Origin of the sequence: Streptosporangium sp. NBC_01810, from assembly GCF_035917355.1 — a bacterium.
GTDB lineage: Bacteria > Actinomycetota > Actinomycetes > Streptosporangiales > Streptosporangiaceae > Streptosporangium.
Map to the genome: position 1 here is coordinate 5,209,862 of NZ_CP109070.1, position 16,711 is coordinate 5,226,572.

The window sequence follows — 16,711 nt, forward strand, 5'->3', positions numbered from 1 at the left end:
GTCGCGGGCGACATGCCCGCGACACCCCCCGGTGGTAGCCGTAACGATCGTCGCGCCCCGATCTTCGTCCCGCACGGACGGGATCGGGAGATCGAATGCGGCGCGCGCCCGATGGGGCACCCCGGCGCGAAGGAGAGGCTTCGCACAGGCGGGGATGCCCGGTTCGCCGAACAGCGAATCAGACCATCGACCCGGCGCCCGAATTATTCCTTTGTGAACGATATGAATTTACACAACCGCGCCAGTACCACCGCGATGCCTTCACCCTGACGAACGGCAGGCGGACGGCAGGCGAGCGGGCCTCTGACAATGCGGCCCCCTTCGAATCGACGCGGTCGACCCCGGCCGCCTCTCCTGCTTACCCGGTATCATGATCAGCACTCCTTCGGCAGAGAGGGCCGTCACCTGCCCGGCGGGCGGGCGGGTATGCGCCCTGCCTCTTTCCGGTTTGAAAGCTCACCACGACCGTGCCGCCGCTTTCCCCGCGTCGCTCAGTCCGGGTCGGGGACGTCGTCGTAGTCGATGTCGCCCTCCTCCGCGCGGCGCAGCCCGATGTCCTCCACCCAGGCACCGGCGAACCGGCGGATCTCCCAGAGCCGCTCGCCCTGCACGCCGTAGGCCTCGAAGTCCTCGTCGGCGATCAGGTCGACGAACTCCAACCGCATCACCAGCTCGGCGAGCGAGAACCCCCCGTCGTGCAGGCGGGCGAGGTGTTCGAGTTCGCGGAAGCCGTACGGCTGGGAGACCGAGGCGACCTCGACGACGTCATGGGCGAGACCGCGCTCGTGCAGGGCCCACACCCGCGGGCCGACCTCGGCGCCCGGCCCGAACATCGGCGACATCGGCCACGTCGGTGGCGTCGGTGGCGTCGGTGGCATCTGGGGCATCTGGGGCATCTGGGGCATCGGTGGCTCAGTGGCGGGAGCGGCGGCGGGTGGAGGGGAGGTCATGGCGGCCTGAGACGAACTCCTGGAAGGCGATCTTGCCGCGGATCACCGGGCGGCGCCAGCGCTCCTCACGACGCTCGGCCCTGGCCATCTTGCGGAGCCGCGGATGCCGGGCGCCCGGGGCGAAGAACCAGTGCGCCCAGGGCGATCCCGGGCGTGCCAGCCGCAGGGCGCCGGGCACCAGGAGGACCGGCACGAACAGTCCGACCAGGCCCGTCCAGATCTTGCCCTTGAGCAGCGTGACCACGGCGAGCCCGAGGTTGGTCACGATGAGGCCGACGGTCAGCCAGGTGCCCCTGGGGGTGCCGTCGGAGTTCTCCCAGCCGAGAGGGCGCAGGCCGAGCAGGAGCAGGCCGGTGATCGCGATGGCGATGAACACGGTGTCGACGGAGGCCCGGCCCTCCTCCTCCCAGTAGACGTCGCGCAGGTGCAGGATCAGCGCGAACTCGTCGAGGATGAGGGCGGCTCCGATGCCGAAGATCGCCGCCGTCACCGCGTACCAGCCGTCGGAGACCCCCGAGACGATGAGGCCGGACACCCCGCCGAGCAGGGTCAGCACCACGCCGAACACCACGTGGTGGATGTGCATCTCACCGACGTTGACGTTGCGGAACCAGCCGATCTTGGCTCGGATGAGCCTGACGTTGATCCTGGTGAACACGAAGGCGACGATCAACGCGACGAAGAAACAGAACAGCGGCAGCCGTCCTGTTTCCATGATCCGATCTCGAAACACATCTCCCACCGACTCATCAGGCTATGCGAGGAAGCCCCGGAGCAGCGCGGCGGTGCCCTCCAGGTGCTCGGCCACGGCGCGGCGCGCGCCCTCGGGGTCGCCGGCCAGGATCGCCGTCACGATCGCCTCGTGCTGGATCACGGCGTGCTCGATGTTGCGCCGGAGCACCGGGATGGCGTTGAGCAGGTCGGTGACCCTGAGCCTGGCGTCGGCGCAGGCCGCGGCGAGCAGCGGGGAGCCGGTCAGCTCGGCGATGGCCAGGTGGAAGGCCGTGTCGAGACGGCGGTAGTCGTCGGGCCCCGCCGAGTTGACCTCGCGCAGCCGCTCCCGCAGGGCGTCGCGCCGTTCTTCGGTGAGCGCGGTGGCGGCGAGCACCTGGGCGGCGCCGCACTCCACGGCCATCCTGAAGGTGAGCGCGTCGCCCAGGTCGTCGGTGCCCATGTCGGCGACCGCCCTGCGCAGGTCGTCGCGGCGCGGGCGCGGCGGGGCGTAGGTGAGAAACGCGCCGCCGTACCTGCCGCGGCGTACGGTGAGGTAGCCCGCTTCGGCGAGGGCGCGGATGGCCTCGCGCAGGGTGACCCTGCTGATCCCGAGCTGGGCGGCGAGTTCCCGCTCGGGCGGCAGCTTCTCGGCCACCAGCCCCAGCTTGATGACCTGTAGCAGGCGTTCCACGGTCTCCTCGAACGCGTTGCCCGCGCGCACCGGCCGCAGCACGGTGGCCAGTCGCGACACCTCGTCCAATTGATCTCCTCCGACCCTTGACAACGCTCCCCCCGCTACACGTCAATGGTCTGACACTAGCCCAATAAGACTCCGGCGAGGAGGGCGTGTGGACGTCCGCGAGCTTCACGACGAGGTGCGGGCAGGACGGATCGACACCGTGCTGCTGGCGATCGTCGACATGCAGGGCCGCCTACAGGGGAAACGCCTGTCGGCACGTTACTTCCTGCAGGAGGTGCTGGGGCATGCCTCCGAGGGGTGCAACTACCTGCTCGCGGTCGACGTCGACATGAACACGGTCGACGGCTACGCGATGTCGTCCTGGGAGCGAGGATACGGCGATTTCATCATGAAACCCGACGTGTCCACCCTGCGCCGGGTGCCGTGGCAGGAGGGAACGGCCCTGGTGATGGCCGACCTGGTCTGGGAGGACGGCTCCGACGTGACCGCCTCACCGCGGCAGATCCTGCGACGGCAGCTCGCCCGGCTGGCCGAGCGGGGCTGGGGGGCGTTCGTGGGGACCGAACTGGAGTTCGTGGTCTTCAACGACACCTACGAGGACGCCTGGCGCAGCGGCTACTGCGACCTGACGCCCGCCAACCTCTACAACGTCGACTACTCCCTCCTCGGCACCGCCAGGGTCGAGCCGCTGCTGCGCAGGATCAGGCTCGGCATGGAGGGCGCGGGCATGTACGTCGAGTCGGCCAAGGGCGAGTGCAACCTCGGCCAGCACGAGATCGCCTTCCGCTTCGGCGAGGCCCTGTCCAGCTGCGACGACCACTCCGTCTACAAGAACGGCGCCAAGGAGATCGCTTCCCAGGAGGGCATGTCGATCACCTTCATGGCCAAGCCGAACCAGCGCGAGGGCAACTCCTGCCACATCCACATCTCGCTCAGGGACACCGCCGGGGAGCCGATCATGGCGGGTTCGGAAGCGCACGGACTGTCCGTGACGGGACAGCACTTCATCGCCGGTCAGCTCGCCCTCATGCGCGAGCTGACCCTGCTGTACGCGCCGAACGTCAACTCCTACAAGCGGTACGTGCCGGGCAGCTTCGCCCCCACCGCCGTCAAGTGGGGCGTGGACAACAGGACGTGCGCGCTGCGCCTGGTCGGCCACGGCCCCTCGCTGCGGATCGAGAACCGGGTGCCCGGCGGCGACGTCAACCCCTACCTGGCGGTCTCGGCGCTGGTCGCGGCCGGGCTGCACGGCATCGAGAACGAGCTGCCGCTTCAGGACGCGTTCACGGGGAACGCCTACACCTCGGGCGCGGAGACCGTCCCGCACACCCTGCGGGACGCGCTGGAGCTCTGGGAGGGCTCCGCGTTCGCGGCCTCCGTCTTCGGCGAGGACGTCGTGGCGCACTACGCGAACAACGCCCGGACCGAGCTGGCCGCCTTCGACGCGGCGGTGACCGACTGGGAGCTGTTCCGAGGATTCGAACGGATGTGACAGTGAAGATCATAAATCCGGCGACGGAAGAGGTGATCGCCGAAGTCGAGATGGCGGACGCCGCCGAGGTCGACAGGGCGGTGGAGCGTGCCAGAAGGGCCTTCGCCACCTGGCGGAGCGTCGGCCCTTCGGACCGGGCCCGGCTGTTGCGCCGGTTCGCCTCGCTGGTGCGCGAGCACGCGGAGGAGCTGGCCCTGGCCGAGGTCGCCAACGCCGGGCACACGATCGGCAACGCCCGCTGGGAGGCGGGCAACGTCGCCGACGTGCTCGACTTCTACGCCGGGGCGCCGGAGCGCAACCACGGCCTGCAGATCCCGGTGCCCGGCGGCCTGGACGTCACCTTCAGGGAACCCCTGGGCGTCGTCGGCGTGATCGTGCCATGGAACTTCCCGATGGTCATCATGACCTGGGGGATGGCCCCGGCGCTGGCCGCGGGCAACACCGTGATCGTCAAGCCCGCCGAGTGGACACCGCTGACCGCCCTGCGGGTGGCCGAACTGGCCCTGGCCGCCGGACTGCCCGAGGGGGTCTTCCAGGTCCTGCCCGGCGCCGGAGAGGTCGCGGGCGCCCGGCTGGTCGAGCACCCGGACGTGACGAAGATCGTGTTCACCGGCTCCACCGAGGTGGGCAAGGAGATCGCCGCCGTCTGCGCCGGGCAGGTCAAGCGGCTCACCCTGGAGCTGGGCGGCAAGAGCGCCAACGTGGTCTTCGCCGACGCCGACCTGGAACGGGCGGCGGCGACCGCGCCGTACGCGGTGTTCGACAACGCGGGCCAGGACTGCTGCGCGCGCTCCCGGATCCTGGTCGAGCGCTCGGCGTACGACGAGTTCCTGGCCCGGTTCGGCGAGGCCGTGCTGAACGTCCAGGTCGGCGACCCCCGCGACGAGAGCACCGAGATGGGCCCGCTGATCAGCGCCGAGCACCGGGAGCGGGTGGCCTCCTTCGTCACCGAGCCGCCCCATCTGCGGGGCGCTTGCCCGTCGGGGCCGGGGTTCTGGTTCCCGGCGACGGTCCTGACCCCGCGCTCGGCCGACGACCGGGCATTCACCGAGGAGATCTTCGGGCCCGTGGTGTCGGTGCTGCCGTTCGACGACGAGGCGGACGCCGTGCGGATCGCCAACGACACCCCGTACGGCCTGAGCGGGTCCATCTGGACCCGTGACGTCGGCCGGGCGCTCCGGGTGGCCAGGGCCGTCGAGGCGGGCAACCTGAGCGTCAACTCGCATTCGAGCGTCCGCTACTGGACCCCGTTCGGCGGTTTCAAGCAGTCGGGCCTCGGTCGTGAACTGGGACCCGACGCCCTGTCAGCGTTCACCGAGACCAAGAACGTCTTCATTTCCGAGGAGTAGAAGCGATGCTGCGTTTGCAGGACCGGGTGGCCGTCATCACCGGCGCCGGTAGCGGGATCGGCCTGGCCACCGCGCGCCGGTTCGCCGAGGAGGGCGCCCGCGTCGTGTGCGTGGACCTGGACGAGACGACCGGCGCGGCGGCCGCGGCCGAGGTCGGCGGGCTTTTCGTGAAGGCCGACGTGACCAGCGAGGACGACGTCGTCCGAATGTTCCAGACCGCGTTCGACAGCTACGGCAGCGTGGACATCGCGTTCAACAACGCGGGCATCTCACCGCCGGAGGACGACTCGATCCTGGAGACCGGCATCGACGCCTGGCGCCGGGTCCAGGAGGTCAACCTCACCTCCGTCTATCTGTGCTGCAAGCACGCCATCCCGTACATGCGGCGGCAGGGCAAGGGGTCGATCATCAACACCGCGTCGTTCGTGGCGGTGATGGGCTCGGCGACCAGCCAGATCTCCTACACCGCCTCCAAGGGCGGGGTGCTGGCGATGTCGCGCGAGCTGGGCGTGCAGTTCGCCCGCGAGGGCATCCGGGTCAACGCGCTCTGCCCCGGCCCGGTCAACACCCCGCTGCTGCAGGAGCTGTTCGCCAAGGACCCCGAGCGGGCTCGGCGCCGCCTGGTGCACATCCCGATCGGCCGCTTCGCCGAGGCGACCGAGATCGCCGCCGCGGTGGCGTTCCTCGCCTCGGACGACGCGAGCTTCATCACCGGCTCGGAGTTCCTGGTGGACGGCGGCATCTCGGGCGCCTATGTCACGCCGCTCTGAGCGTTCCCCGACTCTGACCGTTCCCCGGCCGGTTTTGCCCAGGCCATACCTCGGCCCCGATAACGTGCCGGGACGTGGGGTGTCACCCCACATCCCGGCGTCCGCGCGAGAAGGAGACCATGTCCCGTCCCGTCATCGGCATCACCTGCTACGTCGAGCCCGCGAGGTTCACGGTCTGGGAGACGAACACCGCGCTCCTGCCGTACGACTACGTCGACCACGTGGCCCGCGCGGGCGGGCAGCCGGTGATCCTGCCGCCCGCGGGTGACCCCGCGGCGCTCGTGAACCGCCTGGACGGGCTGATCCTGGCCGGCGGCGGGGACGTCGGCCCGGAACGGTACGGGCAGGAGCCGCACGAGCGGACCGGCTACGTCCGGCCGTTCCGCGACGACGCCGAACTGGGACTGGTCCGGGCGGCGCTGGAGCGGGACCTGCCCTTCCTCGGCATCTGCAGGGGCATGCAGATCCTGAACGTCGCCCTTGGCGGCGGCCTCCACCAGCACCTGCCCGACGTGGTGGGCCACCAGGGGCACGCCCCGGCCCCCGGCGGCTACGGCAGGATGCCGGTGCGGCTCGCCCCCGGCAGCCTGACCTCGAAGGTCTTCGGAACCGAGACCGTGGACGTGGCCCACTACCACCATCAGGCCGTTGACCTGCTCGCTGATGGCCTGATCGTGACCGGCCACGCCGAGGACGGCACGGTGGAGGCCGTGGAGGTGGAGGATCATCCGTTCGCCCTCGCCGTCCAGTGGCACCCGGAGACCGACGACGAGTCGGCCCTGTTCGAGGCACTGGTCCGGCACGCCCGCCGCTGAGTGATTCGTGAAGGCCGGTGCGCGCCTGGGGATTTCGCTCGGCCGGTGCGGGCGGTTAGGCTGGCCAGCGACACCGATGAACCCCGCGCGGGAGAGTGTCCTGACATCCAGGCCAGGACCCCTGAAGGAGCAAGCCCTCCCCGCGAACCTCTCAAGGCAAAGGACCGTGCGGGTAGGTGCCTCTGGAAAGCAGGTCCCACGACCTCGCCGAAGGTGAAAGTCCGGTAAAACCCGGATGAAACTCTCAGGCACCAATGACAGAGGGGGAGGATGATCTCATCTGTCCCTTGTCTGAGGTGCGAACATGTCCCGACCTACGCCGCTGCGCGGCGTGCACGAGTCCCTCGGCGCGACGCTGACCGACTTCGCGGGCTGGCTGATGCCGCTCCGCTACGGCAGCGAGTCCGCCGAGCACAACGCGGTCCGCCAGGCGGCGGGCCTGTTCGACCTCTCCCACATGGGGGAGATCCTCGTGACCGGCCCGCAGGCCGCCGAGGCCCTCGACTACGCGCTGGTCGGCCACCTCTCCGCGCTGGCACCCGGCCGCGCCCGCTACACGATGATCGTCGACGCCGGGGGCGGCGTGCTGGACGACCTGATCGTCTACCGGCTGGCCCCCGAAGAGTTCATGGTCGTCGCCAACGCCTCCAACTACCCCCGGGTGGCCGCCGAGCTGATCGAGCGCGCCAAGGACTTCGACGCCGCGGTGCAGGACCGCTCCGAGGAGTACGCGCTGGTCGCGGTCCAGGGACCGCGCTCGGTGGAGATCCTGAGCGCCCTCACCGACGCCGACCTGGACGGGCTCGGGTACTACGCGGGCCTGCCCGCCGTCGTGGCCGGACACGAGGCCCTCGTCGCCCGCACCGGATACACCGGCGAGGACGGCTTCGAGCTGTTCGTCGCGGCCTCGGCGGCGGAGTCCCTCTGGTCCGCCCTCATCGAGGCGGGCGCACCGCATGGGCTGATCCCCGCAGGTCTGTCCGCGCGCGACACCCTCCGCCTGGAGGCGGGCATGCCGCTCTACGGCAACGAGCTCTCGGCGGACCTCACTCCGTTCGACGCCGGGCTCGGCCGTGTGGTGAGGTTTGACAAGCCGGGCGACTTCGTCGGCCGGGCCGCCCTCGAACCGTTCAGGGACGTCCCGCCGGCCCGTCGTCTGGTCGGCCTGGTCGGACGCGGCCGCAGGGTGCCCCGGCACGGGTATCCGGTGGTGGTCGCCGGTGACGGCACGGTCGTCGGGGAGGTCACCAGCGGGGCGCCCTCCCAGACACTGGGCAGGCCCATCGCCATGGCCTACGTGGACAGCGGCCTGTCGTCAGGACTGGCCGTCGACATCCGGGGCAGCCGCGAGCCGGTCGAGGTCGTCGAACTGCCTTTCTACAGGAGGAAAAAATGAGCAGCATTCCCGAGAATCTGCACTACACCAAGGAACACGAGTGGATCGGCGGCGTCGACGACGGCCTGACCCTCACCGTGGGCATCACCGCCTACGCCGCCGAAGCGCTGGGCGACGTGGTCTACGTGCAGGTACCCGAGGTCGGCGCGTCGATCGCCACCGGTGACGCCATCGGCGAGGTCGAGTCGACCAAGTCGGTCAGTGACATCTTCGCGCCGGTCACCGGCGAGGTCGTGGAGGTCAACCAGGCGGTCGTGGACGACCCCTCGCTGGTCAACAGCGACTCATACGGTGACGGCTGGCTGTTCCGGGTACGTCTTGAGGGCTCCGCCGACGACCTGCTGTCGCCGGAGGAGTACACCGCGCTCACCTCGGGTGAGTCATAAGTTCGACGCCTCGCGTCACGGTCACGCGCGTCCCCGGGCACGCGTGACCGTCCACGCTGGAAGGATTCAGATGACGATCAGTGTCTTCGATCTCTTCAAGATCGGAATCGGCCCGTCCAGCTCGCACACCGGCGGCCCGATGGCCGCCGCCCACAAGTTCGCCCGGGGCCTGCACCAGGACGGGCTGCTGGAGAAGACCGTCCGGGTGAGCGCCATCCTGTACGGCTCGCTTGGGCTGACCGGCAAGGGCCACGGCAGCGACAAGGCGGTGCTGCTCGGCCTGTCCGGCGAGAAACCCGAGCTGGTCGACGTCGACACGGTCGACGAGCGGCTGGCCGCCATGCGCGAGTCCGGCACCATCTCCCTGTACGGCTCCCACGAGATCCCCTTCGTCGTCGGCGAGGACCTCGTCTTCGAACGCAAGATCTCGCTCCCCGGCCACCCCAACGGCATGCGCTTCACCGCACTGTCGGAGTCCGGCGAGACGCTACGGGAGAAGGTCTACTACTCGGTGGGCGGCGGCTTCGTCGTCGACGAGAACGCCACCGGCGCCGACCGGATCAAACCCGACGACACGGTCCTGCCGTACCCCTTCACCACGGCCGCGGAACTGCTCGCCCAGTGCGCGGAGACCGGGCTGTCGATCTCCGGGCTGATGCTGGAGAACGAGCGGGCGTTCGGCCGCACCGAGGCCGAGATCCGCGCCCAACTGCTCGTCCTGTGGCAGGTCATGAGCGAGTGCGTGCGGCGGGGCATCGGCAAGGAGGGCGTGCTGCCCGGCGGGCTGAAGGTCCGCCGCCGCGCCCACCAGCTCCACCGGCAGCTGCGGAGCGAGCCGGCAGAGAAGGACTCGCTGCAGACGATGGACTGGGTCTCGCTGTTCGCCCTCGCGGTCAACGAGGAGAACGCCGCCGGCGGCCGGATCGTCACCGCGCCCACCAACGGCGCCGCGGGCATCATCCCCGCCGTGCTCACCTACTACGACCGCTTCGTCCGCGAATCCGATGACGAGGGGGTGATCCGCTTCCTGCTGACCGCGGGGGCGATCGGCGTGCTGTTCAAGGAGAACGCCTCCATCTCCGGGGCCGAGGTGGGCTGCCAGGGCGAGGTCGGCTCGGCCTGCTCGATGGCCGCCGCCGGGCTCACCGAGGTGATGGGCGGCACCCCCGAGCAGGTCGAGAACGCCGCCGAGATCGGCATCGAGCACAACCTGGGGCTGACCTGCGACCCGATCGGCGGCCTGGTGCAGATCCCGTGCATCGAGCGCAACGCCGTCGCCTCGATCAAGGCCATCGCCGCGGCCAGGATCGCGCTGCGCGGCGACGGCCGCCACTTCGTCTCGCTGGACAAGGCCATCAAGACGATGCGCGACACCGGCCGGGACATGCTCGACAAGTACAAGGAGACCAGCCGCGGCGGGCTCGCGGTGAACGTCATCGAATGCTGAGCGGGAACGGCCGGGGCCCTGACGGACAGGCTGTCAGGGCGGCCTTCCCGATGCCCGGGGCCGGTGGATCCGCGCTTCCAATGAGGAACGCCCGAGAAACGCCCGAAGGCACCCGAGCTCAGGGACACCCGAGCTCAGGGACACCCGAGCTCAGGGACACCCGAGCTCAGGGCACCTGGGCTCAGGGCACCTGAGGAACGTCTGAGGAACACCGCATAAAACTCGATCACCACCAAATTTCGCATCACGTATAGGCCCCTCCTGTCCCGCGCCTATGCTGGGTGGCCATGTCCGCGGGACTTGGGAGGTCGTCGTGGTAACGGGAGCGCATCCGGCGAACCGTTCCTCGCGAGTGCTCCGTTTTCTCGGGTCACACTGGCTCTTCATGGCCGCCCTGCTGGTCGGCGGCGGCCTGCGCGCCCTGGCCGTGCTCGGCTACCGGCCCGCCCTGTGGTTCTGGGCCGACTCCTTCGTCTATCTGAACGCCGGGCTCGACCCCCGCCCCCTGGAGTCCCGCCCCGCGGGCTACTCCCTGTTCCTGTGGATCCTCAAGCCGCTGGCCAGCGTCCAGGCCGTGGTCGTCGTCCAGCACCTGCTCGGGCTGGCCGTCGCGCTCTGCGTCTACCTGCTGCTGCGCAGACTGGGCCGGCTGCCGGGATGGGGCGCGACGCTCGCCACGCTGCCGGTGCTGCTGGACGCCTACCAGATTCAGCTCGAACACCTCGTCATGGCTGACCTGCTCTTCCAGTTCCTCGCGGTGCTGGCGGTCACGCTGCTGCTGTGGCGGCGGCGCCCGGCCGCCTGGGTCGCGGCGCTGGCCGGCCTGCTGCTGGCCGCCGCGACGGTCACCCGTACCATCGGGCTGCCGCTGATCGCCGTGGCACTGGTCTGCCTGGTGATCCGCCGGGCCGGGTGGCGGGCGGTCGTCTCCGCGACCCTGGCCGCCGCGATCGGCCTGGGCGCGTACGCCGCCTGGTTCGAGTCCGAGCACGGCGGCTACGCGCTGACCCGGGGAAACACCTTCCTGTGGGCGCGGACGATGACCTTCGCCGACTGCGCCAGAATCCAGCCGACCGGACCCGAGGCGGCCCTGTGCCCCGTCGAGCCGGTGGGGCAACGCGCGGCACCGCCGGTCTACATCTGGGGCGACGCCTCACCGCTGACCAAGGTCGAGGGCAGCTGGGCCGAGCGCGACGCGCTCGCCGGCGCCTTCGCCACCCAGGCCATCACAGCCCAGCCGCTGGACTTCCTGCGGGCGGGCCTGGACGACGCGGCCCACATCTTCGACTGGACTCGGCGCGTCTACCCGACCCCCGGACCGCAGAGCGCCTACGTCTTCCCCGACACTCTGCGCCCCTTCCCAGCCGGGGCCGCCTCCCAGGGGAAGACCGCCGAGCAGCTGACCGTGGCCTACCAGGGTGCCTCGGGCGCGCCGACGATGGCCGAGCCGTACGCGGGCTGGCTGCGCGGCTACCAGGAGTACGGCTTCGTGCGCGGCCCGTTCCTCGCGGTGATCTGCCTGGTCGGCCTGGTCGGTGTGCTGATGCGGCTGCGGCGGCTCGGCGGCGCGGTGCTGCTGCCCTGGGCCGCGGGGACCATGCTGCTTCTCCTGCCGCCCTTCATCGCGGCCTTCGACCACCGCTACGTGGTGCCCGCCCTCCCGTTCCTCTGCCTGGCCGCCGGACTGGCCTTCGGCGTCCGGCACCAGGAGAGCGCCCCCGAGGAGGTGGAGGACGAGGAACCGGACGAGGGCCCGGACGAGGAACCGGTGTACGGCAGGACCGCCGGGCATCCGGCGTACGGCAGGACCGCCGAGCATCCGGTGTATGCGAGCCCCATCGAGGAACCGGCGTACGAAAAGTCAGCGGCGGTGGACGTGCAGGCGAATCACCGTGCCGAGTTCTACCTCCCCGAGAGCCCGTCTGACCTTCCCCACCGCGTCCTTGTTCAGCCGCGCCACGAGCTTGCCGACATCGGTCCCGGGCGCGCAGCCCACACTGATTCGCAACCGCTCATGCCTTACGTACCTGACCCGAATCCGGGCGAGCCCTTCGACTTCTTTAAGGGCAACAGCGAGCATGGCGGTTCCCGTTCCGGTCCGCCTGCCCCACCGTCCCCATCCCAGGGCGTGTAGCAGCCACCTCACCGCCAGCAGCGCGAGCACCGTCAGCAGCAGCGCGACCAGCCACCCCAGCCACGGATGTGCGGCCAGCCAGCCGGGGAACCCCCCGCGCACGAGCCTGGCCCCTGGTGGCTGGCCGGGGAGGTCACCACGTCCCCGTAGGAAGGCGTAGAGACCGGCGCAGACCAGCACCGCGCCGGTGACGGCCAGGCCGATCCGGTTGCCGACGTACGGTCTCATCGGACCCTCCGCCCGCGCAGCCGCACCACGACGTCGCCCGCGCACATCGCGCCCAGGCCCGCCAGCCGATCGCCCACCGCCGCGCCCACTCCGCGCAGCACCGGCCCGGTCCGCTCGGCCTCGGTGAACACGGTGACCTCGACGATCCGCGGCGCGAGCCGGACCCGCGCCCCGCTCACCTCCTCCACCGAGGCCGCTGCCTCCCCCAGCGTGCGGCAGAGCCCGGGCCTGGTGATCCCGATCACCATGTGCGGATCCCCCGATTCCAGCGGCACCAGCCTGGGCCGCCCCGGCAGGGCGGCGAACCCGAGCATCAGCAGGCCCGCCGCCATGGCGAGCACCGCCACGGCGAACACGGTGGGATCCGACCAGTTCCACGAGCCGGCACCGTTGACGAGCCGCCGGTAGGGCATTCGCGCGACGGGCGACTCCAGCAGCAGGCCCACGGTCACCGCGGCCGCGGCCGAGAGCACGACGGACGCCGCCAGCGCCGCCGGCACGCCCATCGGGGTCCTCCCCGGCCTGAGCATCCGCACCGACCTGCGGCGGACGTCCTGGAACTGCTCGGCCGCCCTGCCTCCCGAGCCTCCGGTGCTCCCCGAGCCCGCCAGGACGTCCTGGAGAGTAGTCGTCATTCGGTCAGGTGTACGCGTTCCGGCAGGGGCGAGGCCGGGATCAACCGCCCTCTTGCGCGATCTTGGAACCCTCCTGGCAGGAGCATTGACCACCCGTCCAACAACATGAACATTGCTCACATTATCCCGAGCCGGGTTATCCTGCGAACATGGACGACCTCCAGCGCTACAACCGGGCCACAGCACACCTGGACCCCCCCTTCGCCGTCCTCGATCTGCCCGCCCTGCACGCCAACGCCGAGGGAATGCTCCAGCGGGCCCACGGCAAACCGATCAGGGTCGCGAGCAAGTCCATCAGGTCCAGGGCCGTGCTCGAACGGATCCTCGCCATGGACGGCTTCACCGGGATCATGGCCTTCACCCTCCCCGAGGCCCTCTGGCTGGTCTCCACCGGAATACGGAACGTGCTCGTCGCCTACCCCACGGTGGACCGCGCCGCGCTCGCCGAACTGGCCGCCGAACCGCTCGCCGCCCGGGAGATCACCATCATGGTGGACCGGATCGACCACCTCGACCTCGTCGACTCCGCCGTCGCCGGCGTCCACGACCGCCAGGAGATCCGGGTCTGCCTCGACATCGACGCCGGCTACCTCACCTTCGGCGGCCGGTTCCGGGCCGGCGCCCGCCGCTCCCCCGTCCGCGAGAGCGACCAGGCCGCCGACCTGGCCACTCAGATCGCCAAACGCCCCGGGTTCCGCCTCGTGGGCGTGATGGCCTACGAGGCGCAGATCGCCGGGGTCGGCGACGACCCTCCCGGCAAGCCCGCCCTCACCCGGGCCATCCGCCTGATGCAGACCCGATCCCAGCGCGAACTGATCACACGCAGGGGCCGGATCGTCCAGGCGGTCCGCCAGATCACCGACCTGGAGTTCGTCAACGGCGGCGGCACCGGCAGCATCGAGAAGACCGCCGGGGAGAGGGCCATCACCGAGATCGCCGCCGGCTCCGGCTTCTTCCACCCCCGCCTGTTCGACTTCTACCGGGGCTTCACCGGCCACCCCGCCGCCCTCTTCGCCCTGCCCGTCGTACGCCGCCCCGCCCCCGGCGTCGTCACGGTCCTCGGCGGCGGCTACCCCGCCTCCGGCGTCCCCGGCGACGACCGCCTGCCCCAGCCCTACCTGCCGTGCGGGCTGCGCTACGACTCCGACGAGGGAGCCGGCGAGGTCCAGACCCCCCTGGTCGGTCAGGCCGCCGAGGACCTGCGCACCGGCGACCGGGTCTGGTTCAGGCACGCCAAGGCCGGCGAGCTCTGCGAGCGCTTCGCCGGCCTGCACCTGATCGACGGGGACAGGCTCGTGGACGAGGTCCCCACCTACCGGGGCGAGGGCCGCACCTTCCTGTGACCCACCGCCCGCGCGAGGGCATGGCCCCCGCACGCGGAGCGGGCACCCGTCGCCCACCGGCGGGTGCCCGCTCGTGTCTCATCCCCACCCTCCGGCACCGGAAGCCTGCGCTGCTCCCACGCCCGGAGAGGCCCCTGTACCGGGTGAGGCCCCTCCGTGAGGCCCCTCCTGATGAGGCCCCTCCGTGAGGCCCCTCCTGATGAGGCCCCTCCTGATGAGGCCCCGAGAAGACCTCAGAAGCCCAGGTCGAGCTCGTACCACCTGCTGCACTTGTAGGTGGACCAGCCCCGGTAGCTGATCTGGCAGGTCCTCACCTGTACCTCGCTGACGTCGTGCGCCGTGACGCGGAAGTACTTGATGTCGTCATAGCCGCACTGCTTCACACGCTTGATGACATTCCAGTCCTCGTCATCGGACGAGGCGGCCCGAACCTCGAAGTAGCCACACCGGCCGCCCCGAGCCAGAGAACGCCTGTCACCGTCGTACAGCCCGCCCCGCAGCACGAACGTGTTCTCATCCTCGTCTTCGCCCTCGACCGAGTACTCGGCCTCAACCGTGGCCAGACCGTTCCTGGACTCCTGATCGAAGCTGTCGTCGAAGTCACGCGCGGCCGACGTCGGCGCCGCCGCGAAGGCGGCCGGAACCACCGTCAGCATGAGGCCGGTGGTCGCCGCCACCGCGACCGCAGCGCGAATGATGCTTTTCACGGATTTGCCCTCCCTTTTCCTTGCTCGCAATGTTCCGCGAGCAGGGAAAAGGGCACATGAGTAAACCCCTACTCAATTCGGGACCGCCGATCACCGGCGACGGCGCCGCCACAGCATAATCACCGCGCTGACCGCCAGCACCGCACCCACACCGATCAGAATCGGCGCCAGATCCGGCCGGTCATCCGCCCACAGATCCTCGGGCTCGCCGTCCAGCCTGACCGGTTTCGGCCCCGCCGCACCGGTCACCAGATCACCGACCTGGGCGACGAAATGCTCCGCGTTCGCCCTGACCTTCGCCACACCACGCTCCGCGACCCGCTTGGGGTTCACCCGGTCCGCGATGGCGTCCACCGTCTGGGCCAACTCCGCGCGCGTGCGCTCGATCCGCCGCTCCAACTCCGCGGGATCGGTGTCCGCCATGGCTCTCCTCCCCTACTCCTTGACATCGATCAGTCTGTCAGGTCCGGCCCACCCACGGCACTTCGGACAGGCCGGTAAGTTGACCTGGGAACCATTCCTCGGAGGGACATATGAAACTCGAGCCGGGCGACGCCGCCCCGGACTTCACGCTTCCGGCCGCCGACGGCACCACCGTGTCGCTGGAGCAGTACCGCGGCAGGCGCGTCATCCTCTACTTCTACCCAGCCGCGATGACCCCGGGCTGCACCAAGCAGGCCTGCGACTTCCGCGACAACCTCGCCTCGCTCACCTCGGCCGGCTTCGTCGTGCTCGGCGTCTCGAAGGACACCCCCGCCAAGCTCGCCAAGTTCGTCGAGCGCGACGCGCTGACCTTCCCGCTCCTGTCCGACCCCGCGCTGGAGGTCCACAAGGCCTACGACGCCTACGGGGAGAAGATGATGTACGGCAAGACGACGGTCGGGGTCATCCGCTCCACCTTTGTCATCGACGCCGACGGCAAGATTGAGAAATCCCTCTACAACGTGAAGGCGACCGGCCACGTGGCCCGGCTCCGCCGCGAACTCGGCGTCGATTAAATCCCTTTTTTAGCTATTTATCGTGATGTCGGCACGCGTCGAGAATTGTCGTACCCGTTACCTAGGCTTGGCGCGTGCCTGTCAAATACAAATACACTCCCGAAATGCTGGCGGAGGCCGCGGCCGACTCCCTCAGCATCGCCGACGTCCTCCGCCGCCTCGGCATCACCATCGCGGGCGGCAACCACGCCCACATCAGCCGCCAGCTGAAGCGCTTCGGAATCGACACGTCGCACTTTCGCAGGGTCTCCCCCAACAGAGGGAAGCCCTCACCACGACGCAGTCGCCCGGAACAGGTTCTCGCCATACGATCGGAGGGCAGCCCGCGCTCGAACCCCGGGCAGCTCAGGCGCAGCTTGATCGAGATCGGGATGCCATACCGCTGCGCGGGCTGTAGGATCGAGGGCGCCTGGCAAGGTCAGGCATTGATACTGCACGTTGACCACATCAATGGCAACCGGCTGGATAACAGAAAAGAAAACCTGCGCCTTCTCTGCCCAAATTGCCATTCACAGACAGAGAATTTCGCAGGCAAGAATAGGGGTCGTAGCCCAACGGCAGAGGCAACGGTTTTAGGAACCGTCCAGAGCGGGTTCGAATCCCGTCGACCCCACAAAACAATTCAAAGCCAACCGGTCGACATGAAA

16 protein-coding genes, 1 tRNA gene, 1 pseudogene and 2 riboswitches are annotated in these 16,711 nt (G+C 69.8%); of the genes and pseudogenes, 12 read left to right on the top strand and 6 right to left on the bottom strand.

Annotated features, from left to right (window positions below):
• Nucleotides 1-491: 491 nt before the first annotated feature.
• The 3 genes from OIE13_RS23050 to OIE13_RS23060 are packed head-to-tail and all read right to left on the bottom strand — an operon-like array spanning nt 492 to nt 2,424.
• A complete protein-coding gene (locus OIE13_RS23050) occupies nt 492-905 on the bottom strand; it encodes a hypothetical protein (protein WP_326636697.1) in 414 nt (137 codons plus the stop codon).
• Nucleotides 906-912: 7 nt separating this feature from the next.
• Entirely contained in the window at nt 913-1,665 is a 753-nt protein-coding gene (locus OIE13_RS23055) for a hypothetical protein (RefSeq protein WP_326636695.1), read from the bottom strand.
• A gap of 39 nt (nt 1,666-1,704) precedes the next feature.
• The gene (locus OIE13_RS23060) at nt 1,705-2,424 is read right to left on the bottom strand and encodes a FadR/GntR family transcriptional regulator (RefSeq protein WP_326636691.1); all 720 of its coding nucleotides are present in this window, start codon (nt 2,422-2,424) and stop codon (nt 1,705-1,707) included.
• A gap of 64 nt (nt 2,425-2,488) precedes the next feature.
• On the opposite strand from OIE13_RS23060, the gene OIE13_RS23065 reads away from it, so the two are divergent.
• From OIE13_RS23065 to OIE13_RS23100, 8 genes are all read left to right on the top strand, one after another.
• Complete coding sequence (locus OIE13_RS23065; RefSeq protein ID WP_442816075.1) at nt 2,489-3,856, top strand: glutamine synthetase family protein; 1,368 nt, start codon at nt 2,489-2,491, stop codon at nt 3,854-3,856.
• Nucleotides 3,853-5,205 carry an aldehyde dehydrogenase family protein gene (locus OIE13_RS23070; RefSeq protein WP_326636687.1) on the top strand — a complete coding sequence of 451 codons (1,353 nt, stop codon included), beginning with the start codon at nt 3,853-3,855 and terminating at the stop codon, nt 5,203-5,205. Before OIE13_RS23065 ends, OIE13_RS23070 begins: the two co-directional genes overlap by 4 nt.
• Nucleotides 5,206-5,210: 5 nt before the next feature.
• Complete coding sequence (locus tag OIE13_RS23075) at nt 5,211-5,975, top strand: 3-oxoacyl-ACP reductase (protein ID WP_326636685.1); 765 nt, start codon at nt 5,211-5,213, stop codon at nt 5,973-5,975.
• A gap of 119 nt (nt 5,976-6,094) precedes the next feature.
• Nucleotides 6,095-6,790 carry a gamma-glutamyl-gamma-aminobutyrate hydrolase family protein gene (locus OIE13_RS23080; protein ID WP_326636683.1) on the top strand — a complete coding sequence of 232 codons (696 nt, stop codon included), beginning with the start codon at nt 6,095-6,097 and terminating at the stop codon, nt 6,788-6,790.
• Nucleotides 6,791-6,868: 78 nt separating this feature from the next.
• A riboswitch (glycine riboswitch) is annotated at nt 6,869-6,967 on the top strand.
• A gap of 2 nt (nt 6,968-6,969) precedes the next feature.
• Nucleotides 6,970-7,054: riboswitch (glycine riboswitch) on the top strand.
• Between the two features lie 40 nt (nt 7,055-7,094).
• Nucleotides 7,095-8,186, top strand: a complete 1,092-nt coding sequence (gene gcvT / locus OIE13_RS23085; protein ID WP_326636681.1) for a glycine cleavage system aminomethyltransferase GcvT — start codon at nt 7,095-7,097, stop codon at nt 8,184-8,186.
• Nucleotides 8,183-8,572 carry a glycine cleavage system protein GcvH gene (gcvH, locus tag OIE13_RS23090; RefSeq protein ID WP_326636679.1) on the top strand — a complete coding sequence of 130 codons (390 nt, stop codon included), beginning with the start codon at nt 8,183-8,185 and terminating at the stop codon, nt 8,570-8,572. The genes gcvT and gcvH overlap by 4 nt, the downstream gene beginning before the upstream one ends.
• Before the next feature lie 70 nt (nt 8,573-8,642).
• Entirely contained in the window at nt 8,643-10,019 is a 1,377-nt protein-coding gene (locus OIE13_RS23095) for an L-serine ammonia-lyase (RefSeq protein ID WP_326636677.1), read from the top strand.
• Nucleotides 10,020-10,404: 385 nt separating this feature from the next.
• The gene (locus tag OIE13_RS23100; RefSeq protein ID WP_326636675.1) at nt 10,405-12,153 is read left to right on the top strand and encodes a hypothetical protein; all 1,749 of its coding nucleotides are present in this window, start codon (nt 10,405-10,407) and stop codon (nt 12,151-12,153) included.
• A 224-nt stretch (nt 12,154-12,377) separates the two neighbouring features.
• Here OIE13_RS23100 and OIE13_RS23105 read toward each other — a convergent pair whose 3' ends face one another.
• Nucleotides 12,378-13,016, bottom strand: coding sequence for a DUF6286 domain-containing protein (locus OIE13_RS23105; protein WP_326636674.1), 639 nt, complete (start codon nt 13,014-13,016; stop codon nt 12,378-12,380).
• Nucleotides 13,017-13,165: 149 nt separating this feature from the next.
• On the opposite strand from OIE13_RS23105, the gene OIE13_RS23110 reads away from it, so the two are divergent.
• Entirely contained in the window at nt 13,166-14,359 is a 1,194-nt protein-coding gene (locus OIE13_RS23110; RefSeq protein ID WP_326636672.1) for an amino acid deaminase/aldolase, read from the top strand.
• A gap of 233 nt (nt 14,360-14,592) precedes the next feature.
• On the opposite strand, the gene OIE13_RS23115 is transcribed toward OIE13_RS23110, so the two are convergent.
• Together OIE13_RS23115 and OIE13_RS23120 are read right to left on the bottom strand one after the other, a co-directional pair.
• Complete coding sequence (locus OIE13_RS23115) at nt 14,593-15,066, bottom strand: hypothetical protein (RefSeq protein ID WP_326636669.1); 474 nt, start codon at nt 15,064-15,066, stop codon at nt 14,593-14,595.
• 90 nt (nt 15,067-15,156) lie between these two features.
• Nucleotides 15,157-15,489, bottom strand: coding sequence for a DUF3618 domain-containing protein (locus OIE13_RS23120; protein WP_326636667.1), 333 nt, complete (start codon nt 15,487-15,489; stop codon nt 15,157-15,159).
• A 110-nt stretch (nt 15,490-15,599) separates the two neighbouring features.
• Here OIE13_RS23120 and bcp point away from each other — a divergent pair, with 110 nt between their 5' ends.
• The 3 genes and pseudogenes from bcp to OIE13_RS23130 all read left to right on the top strand — a co-directional run bounded on the left by bcp (nt 15,600) and on the right by OIE13_RS23130 (nt 16,677).
• Nucleotides 15,600-16,064, top strand: a complete 465-nt coding sequence (bcp, locus tag OIE13_RS23125) for a thioredoxin-dependent thiol peroxidase (RefSeq protein ID WP_326636665.1) — start codon at nt 15,600-15,602, stop codon at nt 16,062-16,064.
• A 371-nt stretch (nt 16,065-16,435) separates the two neighbouring features.
• Nucleotides 16,436-16,576, top strand: a pseudogene (locus tag OIE13_RS36785) (HNH endonuclease); the annotation flags it as partial.
• Between the two features lie 28 nt (nt 16,577-16,604).
• A tRNA-Leu gene (locus OIE13_RS23130) sits at nt 16,605-16,677 on the top strand.
• Nucleotides 16,678-16,711: the final 34 nt, after the last annotated feature.